This window comes from Bacillus sp. AR13-1 (assembly GCF_008042285.1).
GTDB classification, from domain to species: Bacteria; Bacillota; Bacilli; order Bacillales; family Bacillaceae_G; genus Bacillus_A; species Bacillus_A mycoides.
In genome coordinates this window covers 163651-183065 of the sequence record NZ_QNUA01000018.1, presented here as the reverse complement: position 1 = coordinate 183065, position 19415 = coordinate 163651, and the positions used below count along the sequence as shown (strand labels likewise).

Below are 19415 nucleotides of genomic sequence, written 5' to 3'. Positions count from 1 at the left end.
GTATGTTTACGATGGTACAAAAGCTTTGGCTTACAGTAGTATGTGCAGTATGTGTAACAGTTTCCTTTCTTTATTTTGTATCTTTATACTCATATGAAAAGTTATACGTTGATAATTTAAAAGATTCATTAGTAATGGAAGGGAAACGTCTTGCCACGCAATATGATAAACGTGAAGGAGTATCCACTTTTGAAGAGAAAGTAAGGGCATATGATCAAATATCTAGTTCAGATGTCCTTTTCGTATACAATCCGCGTGATTTAAGCGCATGTTTGCCTTTTGATGTTCACCATCATTCTCTTATAAGTGAAGGGGATAGACAGGCGCTATTAGATGGGAAAACTGTGACAAAGATAGGGTATGAAGAACATTTTGATCGTAATATTATGGGTGTTGTCATCCCTGTTTTAGATAATAAAAAATTAGTTGGTATTGTATACTCTTATATTCCTTTAAAAAGTATAAAAGACTTAATATTTGATATGGGTCTTATTTTAGCGCCGTTAGCACTTGCAATGATTTTAATTACAATATGGATTGGTAGAAAAATTATTATCGCCATTACGAGACCGCTTTCGCAAATGGAACGAGTTGCAAATCATTTGGCTACTGGAGATTTCTCAGAGCGGATTACAATTTCTTCAGAAGATGAAATTGGACGATTGGGAAAAGCCTTTAATAAAATGGCAAATTCCTTAGAAACAGAAGATGTAAAGCGTAAGGAATTTTTAGCTAATGTTTCGCATGAACTTAGAACACCGCTTAGTTATATTAAAGGATATAGTGAAGCTATTTTAGACGGTGTAGCGAAGGGGCCGCAGCAGGAAAAAGTAACGCAACTTATTCATAAAGAGGCAGGTCGCATGCAGCGCCTCGTTCATGATTTATTAGATCTAGCGCAGCTAGAAGGTGAACACTTTCCCTTAAAGAAACAACCTATCGTTTTTTCACAGCTTATTGAAGATGTACTAAATACGTACGAGTTACAGTTTGTAGAAAAAAACCTTCGTATTTCAACGAATTTAAATCCTGAAATTATCGTAATGATTGATGAGGATCGTATGCAACAAGTACTTCATAATGTATTAGATAATGCGATACGTTATACAAATCAAAACGGGGATATCATAATAACATTAAAGCAAATCGATGATTATTGTGAATTGCACATAAAAGATACAGGAATAGGTATTGATAGAGAGCATTTAGAAAATCTGGGGGAACGCTTTTACCGAGTAGATAAAGCGAGAAGTCGTCAACACGGTGGAACAGGTTTAGGTCTTGCAATTGTAAGGCAAATTGTTCATATACATGACGGTGAGTGGAGAATAGAAAGTGAAAAAGGTAAGGGCACGACAGTTAGTATTAAATTAAAAGCACAAGATGAGGAGAGCATATTCTAACTTTTGGAATATGCTCTTCATATTGAAGGTAAATAGTTACGCGTAAATGTATTAATTAATATCAAACAAATATCAAAAATTTGACTATTTTATGAACAAAACATTTGTACTTCTTACTAATTCGTTCTAAAATAGTTATGGATGCTAAGTTCTTATAAAACGTTACAATTGTTGTTTGGAAGATACTGAGGTGATTTAACTGGAGTACAAATCTATTAAACCGAAAAAAATTTACGAAGAAGTATCTGAAGCTATTTTAACAATGATTAAAAATGGTACGTTAAAACCTGGTGACAAACTACTTCCTGTTCATCAATTAGCTGAGCAGTTTCAAGTTGGCAGATCTGCTGTTCGTGAAGCGCTAAGTGCACTAAGAGCAATGGGCTTAATTGAAATGAAACAAGGAGAAGGTACATATGTAAGGAATTTCGATCCTTCTTCATTAACAAAATCACTAAATAACAAGTTATTAATGAAGAAAGAGGATATTTTGAATTTATTAGAAGTACGGAAGGTGCTCGAAGTGGGGGCAGTTCGAGCGGCAGCGGCAAAACGTACGGAAGCTAATTTGCAAAATATGAAGCAGTGGTTAGATGAAATGGCAAAGAGTATTGGAGATGAGAAGGCTGGCGAAAAAGCAGACTTTCATTTTCATATGGGAATTGCAGAATCTTCGCATAATAACATCTTGCTTGAGCTCATGAATCATGTTTCAGAGATGATTGCTGAAACGATTGGTGAATCAAGACGCATTATTTTATATGGTGAACAAACAACATCAGAACGACTTTTAGAAGAGCATCAATCTATATATGATGCGGTGTTAAAGCAAGATGTGGAATTAGCGCAGCAAGCGATGCTAGATCATTTAACAAATGTAGAACATATTGTCACAGGTAAAAGCGATATAAATTCGTAATTTAATCTTTTAAAAATCTAATTTTCTGATAAAATAGAGAGAGATTAAGTAAGCGTTTTCTTTAGAAGAGGGAGAGGATAGGCCATGGTTGAGCCTACTTCTTCTAATCTTAGTCATCTGATGACCATATGATTTTTGGCGGAGTTGTAATGAGGGGGAATTATAGTTATGAAAGTTACTTTATTTGTTACTTGTTTAGTCGATATGTTTGAAACAAACGTCGGTAAAGCAACAGTTGAAGTATTGGAGCGTTTAGGTTGTGAAATTGAATTTCCAGAAGCACAAGTTTGTTGTGGTCAGCCTGCTTATAATAGCGGCCATGTAGAAGCAGCAAAAGAAGCGATGAAACATATGATTGAAACTTTCGAAGATGCAGAATATATTGTTACGCCATCTGGATCTTGTGCGACAATGTTTCATGAGTATCCGCATGTTTTTAAAGATGATCCGAAGTGGGCTAAACGTGCACAAAAGGTTGCTGATAAAACATATGAATTTACACAATTTATTGTAGATGTTTTAAAAGTTACAGATGTTGGTGCAAGTTTACCAGGGATAGCTACTATTCATAAATCTTGTCATATGACACGCCTGCTTGGAGTAAAAGAGGCACCAGGAATTTTATTATCAAGCGTAAAAGGATTAATTGTGAGAGAACTGCCGAACGTGCAAAATTGTTGTGGGTTTGGGGGAACGTTTTCAGTTAAGATGACTCCAATTTCTGAGCAAATGGTAGATGAAAAAGTAGATAGTGTAATGGAAACAGGTGCTGATTATTTAATCGGTGCAGATTGTGGGTGTTTGTTAAACATTGGCGGACGTATTGAGCGTTTAGGAAAAGAAGTAAAAGTAATGCATATTGCTGAGGTCTTGAATAGTCGCTCATGAAGGGGGAACATAAGCTATGTCTATGAAAATCAGTGAGAAAAAATTTAATGATCGCGTTGGCGATGGAATTCAAGATTCGTTTATGCGCGGAGCGGTATCTTCTGCACAAACGCGTTTATATACAAATCGATTAAAAGCAGCTGACGAGTTGGGAAACTGGGAAGAGTGGCGTGAACTAGGTGAACAAATTCGTCAACATACGTTAGAAAATCTTGATTATTATTTAATGCAGTTAAGTGAAAATGTATCAAAAAGAGGCGGTCACGTTTACTTTGCGAAAACGAAAGAGGATGCAGCAAAGTATATTCAAGACGTTGCAAAAAAGAAACAAGCGAAGAAAGTTGTAAAATCAAAATCAATGGTAACTGAAGAAATTAGTATGAATCATGCCCTTGAAGAGATTGGTTGTGAAGTGTTAGAGAGTGACTTGGGAGAGTATATCTTGCAAGTAGATAACGATCCACCATCACATATTATTGCGCCTGCACTTCATAAAAACAGAACGCAAATTCGTGATGTATTTAAAGAAAAACTTGGATATGAAAATTCTGATGATCCATACGAAATGACAAAGTTTGTTCGTAAACAACTTCGTGAGAAATTTATGGATGCAGAAATTGGTGTGACAGGTTGTAACTTCGCTGTTGCAAATACTGGCTCTCTTTGTTTAGTGACGAACGAAGGTAATGCCGATCTTGTCATGTCGATTCCGAAAACACAAATTGCAGTAATGGGTATGGAACGTATGGTTCCGACAATGGAAGAATTAGATGTTTTAGTTGGTTTACTATGTCGTAGTGCGGTAGGTCAAAAATTAACAAGTTATGTAACAGTAGCAGGACCAATTCAAGAGGAAGAGGTAGATGGACCAGAAGAGTTTCATTTAGTCGTTGTTGATAATGGCCGCTCTCAAATTCTTGGATCGGAATTCCGTTCAATATTGCAATGTATTCGTTGTGCCGCTTGTGTTAACGTATGTCCCGTATATCGTCACGTTGGTGGACATTCGTATGGATCTATTTATTCAGGACCAATCGGTGCGGTATTAACACCACTTTTAGGTGGGTATGACGATTACAAAGAGCTTCCTTATGCATCTAGTTTATGCGGAGCATGTACAGAAGCTTGTCCAGTAAAAATTCCATTACATGATTTATTATTAAAACATCGTCAAGTCATCGTTGAGCAAGAAGGTCGTGCCCCACTTGCAGAAAAATTAGCAATGAAAATGTTTAGTATGGGTGCTTCTTCAGCAGCTTTATATAAAATGGGATCGAAAATGGCACCGGCAGCAATGAGTCCATTTACATCTGGTAACCGTGTATCAAAAGGTGTTGGACCACTTAAAAACTGGACGGATATTCGTGAATTCCCAGCTCCAAGTAAAGAACGATTCCGTGATTGGTATAAAGATCATAAGAAAGGCGGGGACAAATAATGACAGGATTAATTCAAAACCGTGAGTCCTTTCTAGATAATATCGCAAAAGAACTTGGGCGCGCGCGTAAAACAGAAGGCGTAGAACGTCCAGCATGGAAAAGTAATGTGAATGTTGAAACGTTAAAAGATTATTCACAAGAAGAATTGTTAGAAGTATTTAAAAAGCAATGTACAAACATTCATACAACTGTTGTGGAAACGACAAACGACCGCTTACGTGAAGATATTCAAAAAGTAATCGTTGAAAACGGCGGAGGACCTATTATATTATCAGCAGATGAACGTTTTGATTCCTATGGATTGACTTCTTTATTTAAAGAAGAGCTTCCAAAGCAAAATGTTGAGGTAAATGTATGGGATCCTGAGAAAAAAGAAGAGAATATGCGTATAGCGGAAAAAGCGAATATCGGTATTGCATTTAGTGATTATACTTTAGCTGAATCTGGTACGATTGTTGTACAAAGTCATAAAGGACAAGGGCGTTCTTTACACTTTTTACCGACTGTATACTTTGCTATTATTCCACGTGAAACACTTGTACCGCGTATTACACAGGCAGTTCAACATATGAACTCTCGTGTGGAAAAAGGTGAAGCAGTCGCATCTTGTATTAACTTTATTACAGGACCAAGTAACTCTGCGGATATTGAAATGAATCTTGTTGTCGGAGTACACGGGCCGTTAAAAGCAGTATATTTCATCGTATAAAATAGGGGAAAGCAGGCCGGAAAACGGCCTGCTTTTTTAATAGAATAAAGATAATATGAAGTAGAAGTTCTCTCCTTTTTTTGTTATGTTCTTTTGGAAAGGAGAGGAAGGGATGTTCACTTATTTATATGCATTGTTAATAGGTATGGTGTTTGGTTCTTTTTTTATGGTGATTGCGATGAGAGTTCCAGTAGGGGAATCTATTATTACACCGCGTTCGTACTGTCATTACTGCAAGTATACGTTACAGCCGAAAGAACTTATTCCAATCATTTCATTTTGTATACAAAAAGGGCGTTGTACGAATTGTAAGAGCAAAATCTCAAGTTTGTACATAGTATTTGAATTTGTTACAGGCAGTTTATTTTTTCTTACTGTATATGTAATTGGAATGGAAAGAGAGCTCATCATCATTTTATCGCTTTTTTCGTTACTTCTAATTATTTCAGTTACAGATTTAGTATATATGCTAATACCTAATCGTATTTTAATTTGGTTTGCGCTTTTGCTTATTTTAGAATGTATTTTTGTACCGTTAGTTACTTGGATAGATAGTTTAGCTGGTAGTGGAACTATATTCATTTTGTTATATTGCATGCAAAAGATTTATCCAGATGGTCTTGGCGGAGGTGATGTGAAATTACTTTCGTTACTCGGATGTATAGTCGGAGTGAAAGGGGTTTTTATAACTTTATTTTTAGCATCTTGCTTTAGTCTTTGTTTTTTCGGGATAGGTATAGCGCTAAAACGTATAAACATAAGAACTCCAATTCCGTTCGGACCCTTTATTAGCCTTGGAGCAATATGTTATGTGTTGGTCACATATGCAAAATAGAGAGGAGATAGAAAATGAATGTATATATGGATGATCAAAGAAGTTGCCCATACGGATATGTTTTGGCAACTACAGTAGAATCTGCCTTGCAAATTGTTAGGGATAATGAGGTGAATATTATTTCCCTCGATTATAATATGGGATGGCGACAAAAAAGTGGGTTAGATTTCGTAGAAGCTTTCTGCAACGAAGGTTTATATGTTAATGAAATTCACCACCTTCATACAAATGATGTCATCGGTATGCATCAGATGAAAAAGAGCATAGAGAGAGGGAAGGAAAACGGGGGAATTAATCCTTATATTGCCTTGAAATATGTAGGGAGCTAAAAACTCCAAAGTAAAACTTTGGAGTTTTTAATGTTTCATATGTGCTTGTAAAGGAATAATTTCCTCCGTTTGAGCTCCAACTAATTGAGTTTTCTCTTGTTCAACAACAGGTGCTTTCTTTGTTAAGTAATGATATACCATACCGACAAATACGGATCCGCCAATAATGTTACCGATTGTAACTGGAATTAAGTTATGAATAGCGCCCGCAAAAGAAATTGTCTCAGGATGTGGTGATACTAAAGATAAAGCAAACAGTGATAAGTTTGCAATGCTATGCTCATAACCAGATAAAAAGAAAGTGAAAACGAGCATCATCATCATTAATATTTTTGCTGTGTCACCTTTCACTTGAGAAGGTAAGAAGCAGGCAAGACATACGAGCCAGTTACATAAAATCGCTTTAAAGAATAATTGCATTGTAGGTGTATTCATCTTTCCTTCAACAACTTTATTCATTAAATGACTGTGATCAATTGCTTCGAAAATTCCAGTTGCGTAAAATAGTAAGGCAAAGAATAAAGCGCCAGCTAAGTTACCTGCATAACAAGCAACCCAGTTGCGAAGTGTATCAGAAATCGTTGTTTCTTTTCTTAAAGTTGCCACTGTGAAGTACATCGTATTGCCAGTAAATAATTCAGCGCCGCCATATATAATAAGTACGAGAGCAATTCCGAAAAACATGGAGGAAGCTAAATATGTTGCTGGTGAATCTGCAATATGAAAAAAGTTACCTAATTTAAAACATAGTACAATAATAAAACCGATATAAATGCCCGCAAGTGCAGCACGAATGAAATATTGCATTGGATTTATATCTAGCATTTGTTTTTTGCTCTTAGCCAGTTTTACAACGTAATCTAATCCTTGTTCTAGCATGAGTAATACGCTCCTTTAATACATCGTCTATAAATACTCCTTATATGAATAAGGTACATGGATTTGTTCATAGTTTCAATAAGTTTGTGCAATATTTCACAAAAAGGACATACATCTAGAAGGGAAGCGTTTACAAAAGGTAGTATAATGGAATTTTTTTTGAAAATAGAGAGGGGAATTGAAACGAGAAAAAAGAAAAAGCGCTGTAATTACAGCGCTTTTTCGTCTAAATTCTTTTCTACTTTTACTTCTACTTCTTTCGAGAAGAACCAACCGCAAACTGCGATTCCAACTAATACAATCCAGAATGTAAGCTTCCACGGAGTGGATTCTGGGAATGAATGCGGAAGGACATTTAAAGCAGGGTGTGCTAGCGTATAAACTGTTAATTTCACACCAACCCAACCTACAATTAAAAATGCTGCAGTTTCAAGTCCTGGTTTACGTTTTAATATTTGTACGAAAGCAGTTGCTGCAAATCGCATTATAACTAATCCGATAAGTCCACCTGTAAAGATAACGATAAATTGACCTGTATCAAGACTACCAATCGTACCTAATCCTGTTTTCGGTAAAGTCACTGCTAATGCAACAGCAGCTAAAATTGAATCAACTGCGAAGGCGATATCAGCAACTTCGACTTTAAATACAGTCCACCAAAAGTTCTCTTGTTTTTTCTTTGCTTCTTTTTCTTCTGTTTCTTCATGTGTATTCTTTTTAACATACGTTTTAAATAAGTGATTCCCCGCGATAAACATAAGATAAATCGCACCAATTGCTTGCACTTGCCATACATCTACTAGGAACGAAATCATAAATAGTGATCCGAAGCGGAAAACGAACGCTCCTGCTAATCCATAAAATAGTGCTTTCTTTCGTTTTTCTTCTGGTAAATGTTTTACCATAATTGCGAGAACGAGAGCGTTATCAGCCGCTAAAATCCCCTCTAGTGCAATTAGGATGAGTAATACCCAACCATACTCCAATAATAATGATACATCCATGTACATTCTCCTCTCATTTCTATAAAGACTAAACAAGTGAAGAAGTTCCCCACTGTTTAGTTTCCCCATACTCCTGCGTATCAACGGTGGAAGGAATTTGAAAACAAAAAAGACCTCTGCCGTTGATAGGCAAAGGTCTTGCTAGACATATGTAATGAAAATGCCAACAAAGCCGGAAGAACTAAGTTCTACGTAATGACGACTTTGTTTCCAAGAAATAGTTCTTGGACGCTACTCCCCTTTGGAGATATGCTATTGTACTCTCATTATATGGATAATTTATACGGTTGTCAACCTGTTAAAATATCTTCGTTTGGATATTTTATTTTTCTTTGTTTTTTACGTGCAAATGAAAAGGCTAATGTTAAAGGCCCCATCTTTCCAAAAAACATCATAAAGATAATAATTGTTTTGCCGATGATTGTTAAGTGTGGCGTCAAATTCATGCTAAGGCCGACAGTTCCAAATGCTGAAAATACTTCAAAAGCACTCATTAATAAAGGAACCTTCTCAGTGATGCTTAAAATTAAAATGGAAAGAAAAATAAAAGAAATTGAAATAATAGTAATCGTTAATGATTTGACAATGAGCGTATCTTTAATGGATTTTTTAAACACGACAATATCATCTTGTTCTTGCAAAAATTTAAATACGCCGAAAAACATAATCAAAAAAGTCGTTAACTTAATCCCACCACCAGTTGAAGCACTGCCAGCACCAATAAACATAAGAAGCATCATTAATAAAAGTGAAGGTTTTGATAATGCAGAGATATCAACAGTATTAAACCCGGCAGTACGTGTTGAAACCGCTTGAAAATAAGCAGCCATACCTTCTTCAAATGGTGTAAAACCTCTCATGGAAATTGAATTATGGAACTCAAATATAAAGATAAAAGCTGTAGCAATAATATTGACGATTAGAGTAGAAGAGAGCATAAGCTTTGAGTGCAAAGTAAGGTTTTTAAAGTTTTTCTTTCTTTTTATATCTACGATAACCGTAAAACCAATCCCACCTAAAATAATGAGGGAAGAAATAACGAGATTGACGAGAATGCTATGGGAGTATGGCATTAAATTATCGCTCCACACAGAAAACCCAGCATTGTTAAAGGCTGAGATAGAATGAAAAAAGCTATAATATATACCTTTGGCAACCCCGTATTTTGGTACCCATTCAAAAGAGAGAAGTAAAGTAGCGATACATTCTACAGTAAAAGAAAATAAAAATAATGCTTTTGCAAGACGAATGATTCCGCCGACATTTGTTTGGTTTAATGCTTGTTGTAATAAAATCCGGTTTTGAAGGCCGATTTTTCTGCCGAGCATAATTGCGATTAAAACAGCAAAGCTCATAATGCCAAGCCCGCCAACTTGTATAAGTGTTAAAATGACACATTGGCCAAATAAGGTAAATACTTTACCAGTGTCCACAACACCAAGCCCTGTAACCGTACAAGCAGAAACCGTTGTAAATAAAGCATCGAGCCATGAAATAGACGTTGTTGTAGCAATTGGCAATTTCACTAGGCATGTACCGATAATTGATAGCATAATAAAAGATACAGTAAGAACACGGGGAGGACTCATGCTAATGTTAATCCGTTTCATTTCACATATCGTTCCTTTCTATTTGCTCTTACTAGTATGTGAAGAAGCACTATTATGTATGTTAAAAAAGAAAGAGGCAGAGAATATCTGCCTCTAAGCCATAGGTTATATATTTATCCGCGTAATTGTTGTTGAGCTAAAGCAACAAGACGTTTCGTTACTTCACCGCCAACTGATCCGTTAGAACGAGATGCTGTATTAGATCCTAAGCTTACACCGAATTCTTGTGCGATTTCATATTTGAATTGTTCAAGTGCTTGCTCTGCACCCGGAACTAGTAATTTGTTTGTTTTCACCATGTTGATACACATCCTTAAAGAGTAATCCAGTTTAGCTAAGTGCTATCTGGTAATGTTATTTTATGTGTAAACGACGTACTCATACACGGAAGTAAACGGTGTGATTAGAAGTTCTTGGATAGAAAAAAGAGTAGCAAATTTGCTACTCTTTTTTCAGTATTGTCGCTGTACCTTCTACGACAATATCATCAGATTGATTATATATGTTTGTTTGCAATGTGATAATTTTTTTATCGTCCCGTTTTTTAATAACTTCTGCCACAACGCGAATTGTATCACCGATTTTGACAGGAGCACGGAATGAAACGTTTTGTGATAAATAAATCGTATTTTTGCCAGGAAGTTTCGTTCCAAGAATGGTAGAAATAAAACTTGAAACGAGCATGCCATGGGCAATACGTTCTTTGAACATTGTCGTTTTTGCAAAAGAGTCTAGAATGTGAATAGGATTTACATCTCCAGTCAATTTTGCAAAATTGATAACGTCCTCATCCGTAATTTTTTTTGTAAGTGATGCTTGATCACCGACTTGAATCTCATCGTAACGAAGCTCCGGAACAGTTTGTGCTTCTTGAAATGGATTCATTTTGTCCTCCTTCTTTTCCATATCGAAAAATGTAAGCCATCTTGATGTAGTAGGAGGAAGAAAGAGTTTTGTTTGTGCTGCAGTTATTTGCCACATTTTTCTTACTTGATGGAAGTAAATAGATTTTTTGAGTTTTCCTCGAACTGCTTTGCGAGTTCTAGTTGTTTGGACTTGAACTCTCCCAAAAAAACTTCTAACTGTTTTTGAACCTCTTCACGTTGCGACTGTTGTTGTTCGATAAAGTGTTTTGTTGTTTCTTCAAATTGGCCGCTAGTTTGAGTAAGAATAGACAAAGATGTTTTCGTAGGCGAAACAGTAAGTTGGTGCATTTGATTAGAAAGCTCATTCCACTTTTCTTGCCACTCGTTAATTTGATCATTTAAGGAGTTTCCAGTTAATTGCTTCACATAGTCTGTATATTGGTTATTGAACTGAGCAGTGAATTGGTGTAGTTCTTTTTCTAGTTCATCTACTCCTGATGTTAATTTATGCAAAGCGTCTTGTTGTTGTTTTAACGTTTCTAAAGTAAGTTGCTCTAATTGTTTCCCAGCTGAAGAGAAGAGGGAAAGAGATTGAGACCAGTTTTTCCAAAATGCATCGACTAATTCGTATGGCTTAGTTTCCATTGTTTGACCTCCAAATGTTTTTTTGCATATTGTGAACGCAGATTACTCTGCTGTACCACCAGGTGAAGATGAAGAATCCTTTTCATCCTTTTCTGGAGAAGTAGAAAATGGAAAGAATGCATTGGTGTATAACGTGAAAAACGTCCGCAACATATTTTGATAATGTTCAAAAGAAGTCGCACATGTTGTTAAATATTGCTCTCCATATTCTGTTAAAGAATAAATTCGTTTCGCTGGCCCACCTTCGCTTGTATCCCAAGTAGAAGAAATAAGATTTTCTTTTTCTAATTTGCGTAGTGTCCTATACACATTACCTTGGTCAACAGAAGAAAAGCCGATGTCCATTAGCATTTGAATAAGTTTGTAACCATGAAGACTCCAGTCTTTTAGACAGAGAAGTAAGAAAGGAACTAAGAAGTTTTTTGGCATGGAGTTTGGTTGTTTCGCTTGGTTTTTTTCCAAACTTTCTGGGTGTTCTGGTTCATTATGTAGCATGATTGTGCATCACCTCATGAATCAGTTAGATGGAATTTTTTGCTTATAAGTGCAATTTACACCTATCTGTTTTTAATGTCAATACATTTGTTAGAAAATAAAGAAAAATAAAATATATACTTGAAGTTTTATTCGGAATATTAGAAAATAGTGAATAGGTTGAATTGTTTCAAAAACGAAAAAGGGAGTGTAGTCGAAGTGATTGATCAAAAATTCGATCCATTGCAAGCATGGAAAAATGCTTATGAACAAACCGAAACATTTTGGGGAAAAGCGCTCAATGAAACAATTAAAACAGAAGAATATTCTGCTTGGATGGGCAGCGTTCTAGATTTGAATTTGTTTTATCAAAAAGCATTAAATGATACGACAAAAAATTATTTAGAACAGGTGAATGTGCCGACGAGAGAGGATATCGCTAGAGTAGCTACGCTTGTTATTAACTTAGAAAATAAAGTTGATAACATCGAGGAAATTCTAGAAGAGAAAGTGGATTCATTAGGACAAGCTCCTACATTAAAGCGTGATGTTACGAAAGTAAAACAAGATATGCGCACGTTAGAAACGAAAGTTGATCAAATTTTAGAATTGCTAGAAAAGCAAAATGCAGTACTAGCTAAACTACAAGTACCTGTAAAAGAAGAAGTAAAGCCTGTAAATAAGCCAGAAAATAAAAAATGATAATCGCGTTTGTTTATAACTTGTAAAAGAGAGAGGGAGAATCTCTTTTCATGTATAAACAACGAAACATAATTAATATATGGACTCAATTAGTATGAGTACCAAAATGATTCATAACAATCGTTCACAAATTCATTTAAGGGGGAAAAGAAATGGTTCAATTAAATGGCAAAGTAGCAATCGTAACAGGTGGGGCAAAAGGAATTGGAAAAGCAATTACAGTAGCATTAGCAGAAGAGGGAGCAAAAGTAGTTATTAACTATAACAGCAGTAAAGAAGCAGCTGAAAACTTAGTAAATGAATTAGGAAAAGAAGGACATGACGTTTATGCAGTTCAAGCGGATGTTTCTAAAGTAGAAGATGCAAACAGACTTGTAGAAGAAGCTGTGAATCATTTTGGTAAAGTTGATATTCTTGTTAATAATGCTGGTATTACAAGAGATCGTACATTCAAGAAGTTAAATCGTGAAGATTGGGAGCGCGTAATTGACGTGAACTTAAGCAGTGTATTTAATACGACAAGTGCGGTACTTCCATACATATCGGAAGCAGAAGAAGGAAGAATCATTAGTATTTCTTCTATTATTGGCCAAGCTGGTGGATTTGGACAAACAAACTACTCAGCAGCAAAAGCAGGTATGCTAGGATTTACAAAATCATTAGCGTTAGAACTTGCAAGAACAAATGTAACTGTAAACGCAATTTGCCCAGGATTTATTGATACTGAAATGGTAGCAGAAGTACCAGAAGAAGTGCGTCAAAAAATCGTTGCGAAAATCCCGAAAAAACGTTTTGGTCAAGCTGATGAAATTGCAAAAGGTGTAGTATATCTATGCCGTGACGGTGCGTATATCACAGGTCAGCAATTAAACATTAACGGCGGATTATACATGTAATGAAGTAAGAAAAAAGTGCATATCCATAGCAGGAATGCACTTCTTTTTTTAGAAAGAAATTGACCAAAAAGGAGATAGGAAAAATGACTACATTCGTAACGGAATGGGAAAAGCAATTGGAGTTGTACCCAGAAGAATATCGTAAAGCATATCGCCGTGTGAAAAGAGCGAGCGAAGTTTTATTACGCGAACCAGAACCACAAGTTGGTTTAACACCGAAAGAGGTTATTTGGACGAAGAATAAAACGAAGCTGTATCGTTACATTCCAAAACAAGAAAAAACACAGAGAGTTCCAATCTTATTAATATACGCTCTTATTAATAAACCGTATATTATGGATTTAACTCCAGGAAATAGTTTAGTGGAATATTTAGTAGATCGTGGTTTTGATGTGTATATGCTTGATTGGGGCACATTCGGTTTAGAAGATAGTCATTTGAAGTTTGATGATTTCGTGTTCGATTATATTGCAAAAGCAGTGAAAAAAGTAATGAGAACTGCAAAATCGGACGAGATTTCTTTACTTGGTTATTGCATGGGTGGAACGTTAACATCTATTTATGCAGCGCTTCATCCAGACATGCCAATTCGTAACTTGATTTTTATGACAAGTCCTTTTGATTTCTCTGAAACAGGATTATACGGTCCTTTATTAGATGAGAAATATTTCAATTTAGATAAAGCGGTTGATACATTCGGAAATATTCCGCCAGAAATGATTGATTTCGGAAATAAGATGTTAAAACCAATTACAAACTTTGTCGGTCCATATGTTGCTTTAGTCGATCGTTCAGAAAATGAGCGCTTCGTCGAAAGTTGGAAATTAGTTCAAAAGTGGGTAGGCGATGGTATTCCGTTCCCAGGTGAATCGTATAGACAATGGATTCGTGATTTTTATCAAAATAATAAATTAGTGAAGGGTGAACTCGTTATTCGCGGACAAAAGGTAGACCTTGCAAATATTAAGGCGAATGTCTTAAATATTTCTGCGAAGCGTGATCATATCGCTCTGCCATGTCAAGTAGAAGCTTTACTTGATCATATTTCTAGCACAGATAAAGAGTATGTATGTTTACCGACAGGACATATGTCTATTGTGTATGGTGGAACGGCTGTAAAGCAAACATATCCGACGGTTGGAAATTGGCTTGAAGAGCGTTCTAATTAAAGAGAAGAAATCCAACTAGCGTATGTTAGTTGGATTTTTTTATGGAAAATGACGAAACATAGAAAGGAGAAAATTACATGGTAGGAGTATAATATATGAAGCTTATGACTGGTAAGTTGTTTTGGAGTGCTGGAGTTTCTGTACCTTGTTATCCAACGTTAGAAAATGATATGATATGTGATGTACTAGTAATTGGAAGTGGAGAAGCAGGTGCTCATATAGCGTATTCGTTAGCTAAAATTGGAATGCGTGTTATGCTCATTGAAAAAAGAGCAATTGCATGTGGTAGCACAGCTGCAAATACAGGATTATTACAATTTGTTCATGATAAATCGTTAACCTCTCTTATTCATACATTTGGTGAAGAGAAAGGGGTACGAGCATATAGACTTTGTTATGAAGCGCTGCAAACAATGGAGAAGGTTGTGCCAACTCTCGATATTGATCCCCATTTTATTCCGCGAAATAGTTTGTATTATGCAAGTAGAGATGAGGATGTTTCATTTTTACAAGAAGAATATAATACGTTACGCCATTATGGATTTCCGGTTGAATATTTTACAGAGTCTGATATTAAGAAACGTTATTCATTTGCAAAACAAGCAGCGTTATATACAAGCGGTGATGCAGAAGTGAATCCGTATTTATTAGCGCATAGTCTTTTGCATAAAGCGAAACAAATGGGCGCTACTATATACAAACATACAGAGGCATTACATATTAAACAAATCCAAAATGATTTAATTTGTTACACGAAAACAGGAAATAAAATTGTAGCAAAGAATATTATTATGGCGACAGGTTATGAAGCAATTTTTGGAAAGAAAGAAAAAAATACAACAGTAGAAACGTCTTATGCCGTTGTGACAAATAAGATAGATTATTTTGAAGGCTGGCATGAGCAATCGTTAATTTGGGAAACAGCACGTCCGTATTTGTATAGTCGAACGTATCAAAATCGCATTGTTATAGGCGGATTAGATGAGGCGCTGAAAATTCAAAAAATCGGCGATACGAAATTATTGCATAAGCGTGATCTTCTTATTAACATTGTAAAAGAAATGTTCCCGCAGTATAAAAATATACGGGCAGAGTACTATTGGGCAGCAGCATTTGGTGGCAGTCATGACGGTCTTCCTATTTTAAAAGAAGATAAAAAAATACATAATTTATATTACGCACTGCCGTATGGGGGAAATGGAACTGTATACGGAATGGTATTTGCGAAACTATTTCAGCAGTTATTTACAAATGAAGAAAGTGATGATTTTTCTTTATTTAATCGATAGAAAAAAGGTAGCGAAGTGATGGAATGAGAGATATAAAAAAGTTTTTACAAAAGTTACGTCCCGTACAACTTATCGTTGTATTTTATTTACTAGCAGTAGTCGTATCGGTAATTTTGCTTAGTTTACCATTTGTTACGAAGCCTGAAGTGAAATGGACATTTATCGATGCACTATTTACATCTGTTAGTGCGGTAAGTGTTACAGGACTGTCTGTTGTTACGATTTCAGATACGTTTACAACGGCAGGAATTATTGTTTTAGCCCTTATTTTACAATTAGGCGGATTAGGAATTATGGCGCTTGGTACATTCGTCTGGATTATAACGGGGAAAAAGATTGGTTTGCAAAGAAGAAGATTAATTATGGCAGACCATAACCAAGGGAATTTATCGGGCCTTGTAGAATTGATGCGTTCTATTTTAATTGTAATTATTTCGATAGAACTCATTGGAGCAATACTGTTAGGTACAAGGTTCTTACTATATTTCCCGACTTGGCAAGAAGCTTATTTTCACGGTTTCTTTGCCGCTGTGAGCGCAACAACGAACGGAGGATTTGATTTAACAGGACAATCACTTATTCCGTACAAAAAAGATTATATTGTTCAAATGATTCATATGTTGCTTATTATTTTAGGAGCTATCGGTTTCCCAGTGTTAATGGAAGTAAAACAATTCCTTAGTAAAAGGCGACAACAACTATTTCGCTTTTCGTTATTTACAAAATTGACGACAACGACATTTTTTGTACTCGTTATTGTTGGAACAATTATGATTTTTCTATTAGAACGAAATCATTTTTTAGTAGGAAAGTCATGGCATGAAACTGTATTTTATACATTATTCCAATCTGTGACGACGCGAAGTGGAGGACTCGCTACAATGGACATACGTGAATTATCACAACCAACGCTTTTATTTATGAGTATATTAATGTTCATTGGGGCATCTCCAAGTTCAGTTGGGGGCGGAATACGTACAACAACATTTGCAGTTAGTATATTATCGTTATATACATTTGCAAGAGGCGGGAGAACAGTCCGAGTTTTCAAACGTCAGCTACATGAAGAGGACGTGTTGAAAGCATCTGTCGTTATGACGATGGGGATTTTATTATGTGCCTCAGCGCTATTCATTTTATCTATTACGGAAAATGTACCGCTTATGAGCTTAATCGTTGAAGTTTGTTCTGCTTTCGGAACGACGGGACTATCAACAGGTGTTACTCCTGATTTAACAACTTTTGGTAAACTTGTACTCATTGTACTTATGTTTATCGGACGCGTCGGTATTTTAACATTTATATTAGCTAGTGGCGGAAGAGAGCAACCGCCTCGCTATAAATATCCGAAAGAGAGAATTATTATTGGATAGTATGAAACCATTCTACCTATGTTAGGTAGAATGGTTTTTTAGTCGTTAATTCCGAATTGGGGATGCATAAAAGCATCATTTTTATTATCAACTTCGTTTTTAAGTAATTCTTGATTTTCTTCTGCAATCCATCCGATATCATTTGTAGGATGGATCCATTCTTCCCCAGCCATAATGGCAGGATCTACCTCATCACTCCAATTATTAAGAGGACTGTTAGTGGAATCGTATTTACTGTCTCCAATTACAACATCATATTGATTTATAAAAGGTTGTTGCATCTTTTTGCCTGTGCCTTTAAAAGAAGGAAAGTTCATTTGATGAGGGAGCGTCTCGTCTAAAATTGGCGATTGTATCGTTTCTTTTTCTTTCAAAGTAATCGCTCCTTTTTGTAATGGCTTGTTCGTATGTAGTATTTCCATCTATAAGCTCTTATGTACTTGTTAACACTTCCCAGTAATAATTACTGTAAGTTGTTTCAAACTAGAATAGAAAGTTATTTCGTGAGAGCAGGTGAATATGTTGGTAAAAAGAAAAGTAAAACAAAATGCAGCAATTAATAATAATAAAACTCCGAAAGAAAGCTTACCAGATGCAGAATTTGCATTAGAGTATGAAGGAGAAAATAGTGCGAAGTATGCAAATCGTAATTCAAAAAAAGGTAAACAAAAGTGAGGCGTTTTTTACAAACGCCTCATTTTTTTGTGGGATTATAAAGGTTTTTTTAATTATTTGTAAATTTCACGTTTGATATTAGCAGAAAAATGCGAAAAAACATAGAAGTAGCAACGTATTACACAAAAACAAACAACAAACAAAAGATTAATGTTGGTTTAATACTGCTTTTACACTAGTTGTTTATATTAGAGTTGTACATAAGATTTGTAAAAGGAGAGAGAGACAGTGAAAAAAACAATCTTTAAAGCTGTAGCAACTGGAATGGTATTTTCGTTATTAATGGGGTGTGGTGCAAAGAAAGAAGAAAGTGCTGGAGCAAAAGTAAAAGATGATAAATTATCTGGATCATTAACTGTTTACACAGCGATTGAAGAAGAGCTTGTACCGATTTATCTTGATTCTTTTAAACAGAAGTACCCAGACGTGAAGTTGAACATTGTTCGTGATTCAACAGGAGTTATTACAGCGAAATTGCTAGCTGAAGGAAAAAATACACAAGCAGATGTTGTATGGGGAACTGCAGCGTCTAGTCTATTAGCTTTAGAGAAAAAAGATATGTTAAAAGGATACTCTCCAAAAGGAGCAGATCGTGTCCTTTCGCAATTTAAAGACGATAAGAAACCAGAAAAATGGGTAGGAAATACTGCATTTATGACGGGGATTGCTGTAAATAAAGAAGAATTGAAGAAGAAAAATTTACCGATGCCAGAATCATATGAAGATTTAACGAAACCAGAATATAAAGGAACGCTAGTTATGCCGCATCCGGCTTCTTCTGGAACAGGATTTTTAACAGTTTCTGCATGGCTACAAATTATGGGAGAAGATAAGGGCTGGGATTACATGAAGAAACTTCATGATAATATGGCAACTTATACTCATTCAGGTTCAAAACCAGCGAAATTAGCAGGTGCAGGTGAATATCCAGTTGGTGTATCAATGGTTTATAGTGCTTTGAAAGAGAAACAAAAAGGTGCACCAGTTGAAGTTGTACTACCGAAAGAAGGATTAGGCTGGGAAGTAGAAGCGAACGCACTTATTAAAAAAGATAATGCTAAAAATGATAAATTAGCGCAAGCATTTTTAGATTGGGCAATTACAGATGATGTAATGAAGTTATACTTCGAGAAAAATGGATTTGCGACAATTAAAAATGATTATAAACTTCCAGATGGATTCCCTAAAGATGTGACAGAAAAGTTATATAAAAAGAATGACTTTAAATGGGCAGCAGAAAATCGTGACAAAATTTTAGAAAAATGGGAAAAAGAGTTTGGCCAAAAAGCAGAACCGAAAAAGTAAGTGAGT

The 19415-nt window shown here is 35.6% G+C and carries 22 protein-coding genes and 1 riboswitch; of the genes, 14 read left to right on the top strand and 8 right to left on the bottom strand.

All coding sequences use genetic code 11. The features are described 5' to 3' along the window. Positions 1 to 2 precede the first annotated feature (2 nt). The 7 genes from DN408_RS15540 (at position 3) to DN408_RS15510 (ending at position 6522) form a co-directional block, all read left to right on the top strand. Entirely contained in the window at positions 3 to 1403 is a 1401-nt protein-coding gene (locus tag DN408_RS15540) for a sensor histidine kinase (RefSeq protein WP_002011591.1), read from the top strand. Between the two features lie 229 nt (positions 1404 to 1632). Further along, positions 1633 to 2322: a FadR/GntR family transcriptional regulator gene (locus tag DN408_RS15535; RefSeq protein WP_201053587.1), complete on the top strand. Its 690-nt coding sequence runs from the start codon at positions 1633 to 1635 to the stop codon at positions 2320 to 2322. Between the two features lie 168 nt (positions 2323 to 2490). Further along, positions 2491 to 3210, top strand: a complete 720-nt coding sequence (locus DN408_RS15530) for a (Fe-S)-binding protein (protein ID WP_002011587.1) — start codon at positions 2491 to 2493, stop codon at positions 3208 to 3210. Between the two features lie 16 nt (positions 3211 to 3226). Further along, positions 3227 to 4648 carry a LutB/LldF family L-lactate oxidation iron-sulfur protein gene (locus DN408_RS15525; RefSeq protein ID WP_002011586.1) on the top strand — a complete coding sequence of 474 codons (1422 nt, stop codon included), beginning with the start codon at positions 3227 to 3229 and terminating at the stop codon, positions 4646 to 4648. Beyond that, positions 4648 to 5358, top strand: coding sequence for a LutC/YkgG family protein (locus tag DN408_RS15520; protein ID WP_002126142.1), 711 nt, complete (start codon positions 4648 to 4650; stop codon positions 5356 to 5358). Before DN408_RS15525 ends, DN408_RS15520 begins: the two co-directional genes overlap by 1 nt. Before the next feature lie 112 nt (positions 5359 to 5470). Continuing rightward, complete coding sequence (locus DN408_RS15515) at positions 5471 to 6193, top strand: prepilin peptidase (protein ID WP_002086842.1); 723 nt, start codon at positions 5471 to 5473, stop codon at positions 6191 to 6193. A 14-nt stretch (positions 6194 to 6207) separates the two neighbouring features. Further along, positions 6208 to 6522 carry a cyclic-phosphate processing receiver domain-containing protein gene (locus DN408_RS15510; RefSeq protein WP_098632980.1) on the top strand — a complete coding sequence of 105 codons (315 nt, stop codon included), beginning with the start codon at positions 6208 to 6210 and terminating at the stop codon, positions 6520 to 6522. Positions 6523 to 6549: 27 nt separating this feature from the next. On the opposite strand, the gene DN408_RS15505 is transcribed toward DN408_RS15510, so the two are convergent. From DN408_RS15505 to phaQ, 7 genes are all read right to left on the bottom strand, one after another. Further along, a complete protein-coding gene (locus tag DN408_RS15505; RefSeq protein ID WP_002011581.1) occupies positions 6550 to 7401 on the bottom strand; it encodes a formate/nitrite transporter family protein in 852 nt (283 codons plus the stop codon). A 209-nt stretch (positions 7402 to 7610) separates the two neighbouring features. Continuing rightward, on the bottom strand, positions 7611 to 8405 hold the full coding sequence (locus tag DN408_RS15500; RefSeq protein WP_002011580.1) for a TerC family protein: 795 nt from the start codon (positions 8403 to 8405) through the stop codon (positions 7611 to 7613). Between the two features lie 79 nt (positions 8406 to 8484). Next, positions 8485 to 8657: riboswitch (yybP-ykoY riboswitch) on the bottom strand. A gap of 38 nt (positions 8658 to 8695) precedes the next feature. Beyond that, positions 8696 to 10015: a TrkH family potassium uptake protein gene (locus DN408_RS15495; protein ID WP_147740235.1), complete on the bottom strand. Its 1320-nt coding sequence runs from the start codon at positions 10013 to 10015 to the stop codon at positions 8696 to 8698. A gap of 113 nt (positions 10016 to 10128) precedes the next feature. Next, positions 10129 to 10314: an alpha/beta-type small acid-soluble spore protein gene (locus DN408_RS15490; RefSeq protein ID WP_000241212.1), complete on the bottom strand. Its 186-nt coding sequence runs from the start codon at positions 10312 to 10314 to the stop codon at positions 10129 to 10131. A 142-nt stretch (positions 10315 to 10456) separates the two neighbouring features. After that, positions 10457 to 10900: a MaoC family dehydratase gene (locus DN408_RS15485; protein WP_002186362.1), complete on the bottom strand. Its 444-nt coding sequence runs from the start codon at positions 10898 to 10900 to the stop codon at positions 10457 to 10459. Between the two features lie 101 nt (positions 10901 to 11001). Next, a complete protein-coding gene (gene phaP, locus DN408_RS15480) occupies positions 11002 to 11526 on the bottom strand; it encodes a polyhydroxyalkanoic acid inclusion protein PhaP (protein ID WP_002011575.1) in 525 nt (174 codons plus the stop codon). Positions 11527 to 11568: 42 nt separating this feature from the next. After that, positions 11569 to 12021, bottom strand: coding sequence for a poly-beta-hydroxybutyrate-responsive repressor (gene phaQ / locus DN408_RS15475; protein WP_000903018.1), 453 nt, complete (start codon positions 12019 to 12021; stop codon positions 11569 to 11571). A gap of 198 nt (positions 12022 to 12219) precedes the next feature. Between phaQ and phaR the strand changes: the two genes are divergently transcribed. The 5 genes from phaR (at position 12220) to DN408_RS15450 (ending at position 17429) form a co-directional block, all read left to right on the top strand. Further along, positions 12220 to 12702: a polyhydroxyalkanoic acid synthase subunit PhaR gene (gene phaR / locus DN408_RS15470; protein ID WP_000566956.1), complete on the top strand. Its 483-nt coding sequence runs from the start codon at positions 12220 to 12222 to the stop codon at positions 12700 to 12702. Positions 12703 to 12854: 152 nt separating this feature from the next. Next, positions 12855 to 13598, top strand: coding sequence for an acetoacetyl-CoA reductase (locus tag DN408_RS15465; protein ID WP_000250406.1), 744 nt, complete (start codon positions 12855 to 12857; stop codon positions 13596 to 13598). An 83-nt stretch (positions 13599 to 13681) separates the two neighbouring features. Then, complete coding sequence (gene phaC / locus DN408_RS15460; protein WP_002011573.1) at positions 13682 to 14767, top strand: class III poly(R)-hydroxyalkanoic acid synthase subunit PhaC; 1086 nt, start codon at positions 13682 to 13684, stop codon at positions 14765 to 14767. A 95-nt stretch (positions 14768 to 14862) separates the two neighbouring features. Next, complete coding sequence (locus DN408_RS15455) at positions 14863 to 16056, top strand: NAD(P)/FAD-dependent oxidoreductase (RefSeq protein ID WP_002126152.1); 1194 nt, start codon at positions 14863 to 14865, stop codon at positions 16054 to 16056. A gap of 23 nt (positions 16057 to 16079) precedes the next feature. Next, entirely contained in the window at positions 16080 to 17429 is a 1350-nt protein-coding gene (locus DN408_RS15450) for a TrkH family potassium uptake protein (protein ID WP_098632979.1), read from the top strand. Between the two features lie 38 nt (positions 17430 to 17467). Here DN408_RS15450 and DN408_RS15445 read toward each other — a convergent pair whose 3' ends face one another. Next, complete coding sequence (locus tag DN408_RS15445) at positions 17468 to 17851, bottom strand: DUF3905 domain-containing protein (protein ID WP_002011568.1); 384 nt, start codon at positions 17849 to 17851, stop codon at positions 17468 to 17470. Positions 17852 to 17951: 100 nt separating this feature from the next. Between DN408_RS15445 and DN408_RS31490 the strand changes: the two genes are divergently transcribed. Both DN408_RS31490 and DN408_RS15435 read left to right on the top strand, forming a co-directional pair. Continuing rightward, positions 17952 to 18104 carry a hypothetical protein gene (locus DN408_RS31490; protein WP_000240799.1) on the top strand — a complete coding sequence of 51 codons (153 nt, stop codon included), beginning with the start codon at positions 17952 to 17954 and terminating at the stop codon, positions 18102 to 18104. A gap of 228 nt (positions 18105 to 18332) precedes the next feature. Continuing rightward, on the top strand, positions 18333 to 19409 hold the full coding sequence (locus DN408_RS15435) for a putative 2-aminoethylphosphonate ABC transporter substrate-binding protein (RefSeq protein ID WP_002030507.1): 1077 nt from the start codon (positions 18333 to 18335) through the stop codon (positions 19407 to 19409). Positions 19410 to 19415: the final 6 nt, after the last annotated feature.

Excerpts from the sequence above, each read along its gene's own strand:
- DN408_RS15540 (WP_002011591.1), top strand. The coding sequence starts at position 3 with ATGTTTACGATGGTACAAAAGCTTTGGCTTACAGTAGTATGTGCAGTA.
- DN408_RS15530 (WP_002011587.1), top strand. The coding sequence starts at position 2,491 with ATGAAAGTTACTTTATTTGTTACTTGTTTAGTCGATATGTTTGAAACA.
- DN408_RS15525 (WP_002011586.1), top strand. The coding sequence starts at position 3,227 with ATGTCTATGAAAATCAGTGAGAAAAAATTTAATGATCGCGTTGGCGAT.
- DN408_RS15520 (WP_002126142.1), top strand. The coding sequence starts at position 4,648 with ATGACAGGATTAATTCAAAACCGTGAGTCCTTTCTAGATAATATCGCA.
- DN408_RS15515 (WP_002086842.1), top strand. The coding sequence starts at position 5,471 with ATGTTCACTTATTTATATGCATTGTTAATAGGTATGGTGTTTGGTTCT.
- DN408_RS15510 (WP_098632980.1), top strand. The coding sequence starts at position 6,208 with ATGAATGTATATATGGATGATCAAAGAAGTTGCCCATACGGATATGTT.
- DN408_RS15505 (WP_002011581.1), bottom strand. The coding sequence starts at position 7,401 with ATGCTAGAACAAGGATTAGATTACGTTGTAAAACTGGCTAAGAGCAAA.
- DN408_RS15500 (WP_002011580.1), bottom strand. The coding sequence starts at position 8,405 with ATGGATGTATCATTATTATTGGAGTATGGTTGGGTATTACTCATCCTA.
- DN408_RS15495 (WP_147740235.1), bottom strand. The coding sequence starts at position 10,015 with ATGAAACGGATTAACATTAGCATGAGTCCTCCCCGTGTTCTTACTGTA.
- DN408_RS15490 (WP_000241212.1), bottom strand. The coding sequence starts at position 10,314 with ATGGTGAAAACAAACAAATTACTAGTTCCGGGTGCAGAGCAAGCACTT.
- DN408_RS15485 (WP_002186362.1), bottom strand. The coding sequence starts at position 10,900 with ATGAATCCATTTCAAGAAGCACAAACTGTTCCGGAGCTTCGTTACGAT.
- phaP (WP_002011575.1), bottom strand. The coding sequence starts at position 11,526 with ATGGAAACTAAGCCATACGAATTAGTCGATGCATTTTGGAAAAACTGG.
- phaQ (WP_000903018.1), bottom strand. The coding sequence starts at position 12,021 with ATGCTACATAATGAACCAGAACACCCAGAAAGTTTGGAAAAAAACCAA.
- DN408_RS15465 (WP_000250406.1), top strand. The coding sequence starts at position 12,855 with ATGGTTCAATTAAATGGCAAAGTAGCAATCGTAACAGGTGGGGCAAAA.
- phaC (WP_002011573.1), top strand. The coding sequence starts at position 13,682 with ATGACTACATTCGTAACGGAATGGGAAAAGCAATTGGAGTTGTACCCA.
- DN408_RS15455 (WP_002126152.1), top strand. The coding sequence starts at position 14,863 with ATGAAGCTTATGACTGGTAAGTTGTTTTGGAGTGCTGGAGTTTCTGTA.
- DN408_RS15450 (WP_098632979.1), top strand. The coding sequence starts at position 16,080 with ATGAGAGATATAAAAAAGTTTTTACAAAAGTTACGTCCCGTACAACTT.
- DN408_RS15445 (WP_002011568.1), bottom strand. The coding sequence starts at position 17,851 with ATGGAAATACTACATACGAACAAGCCATTACAAAAAGGAGCGATTACT.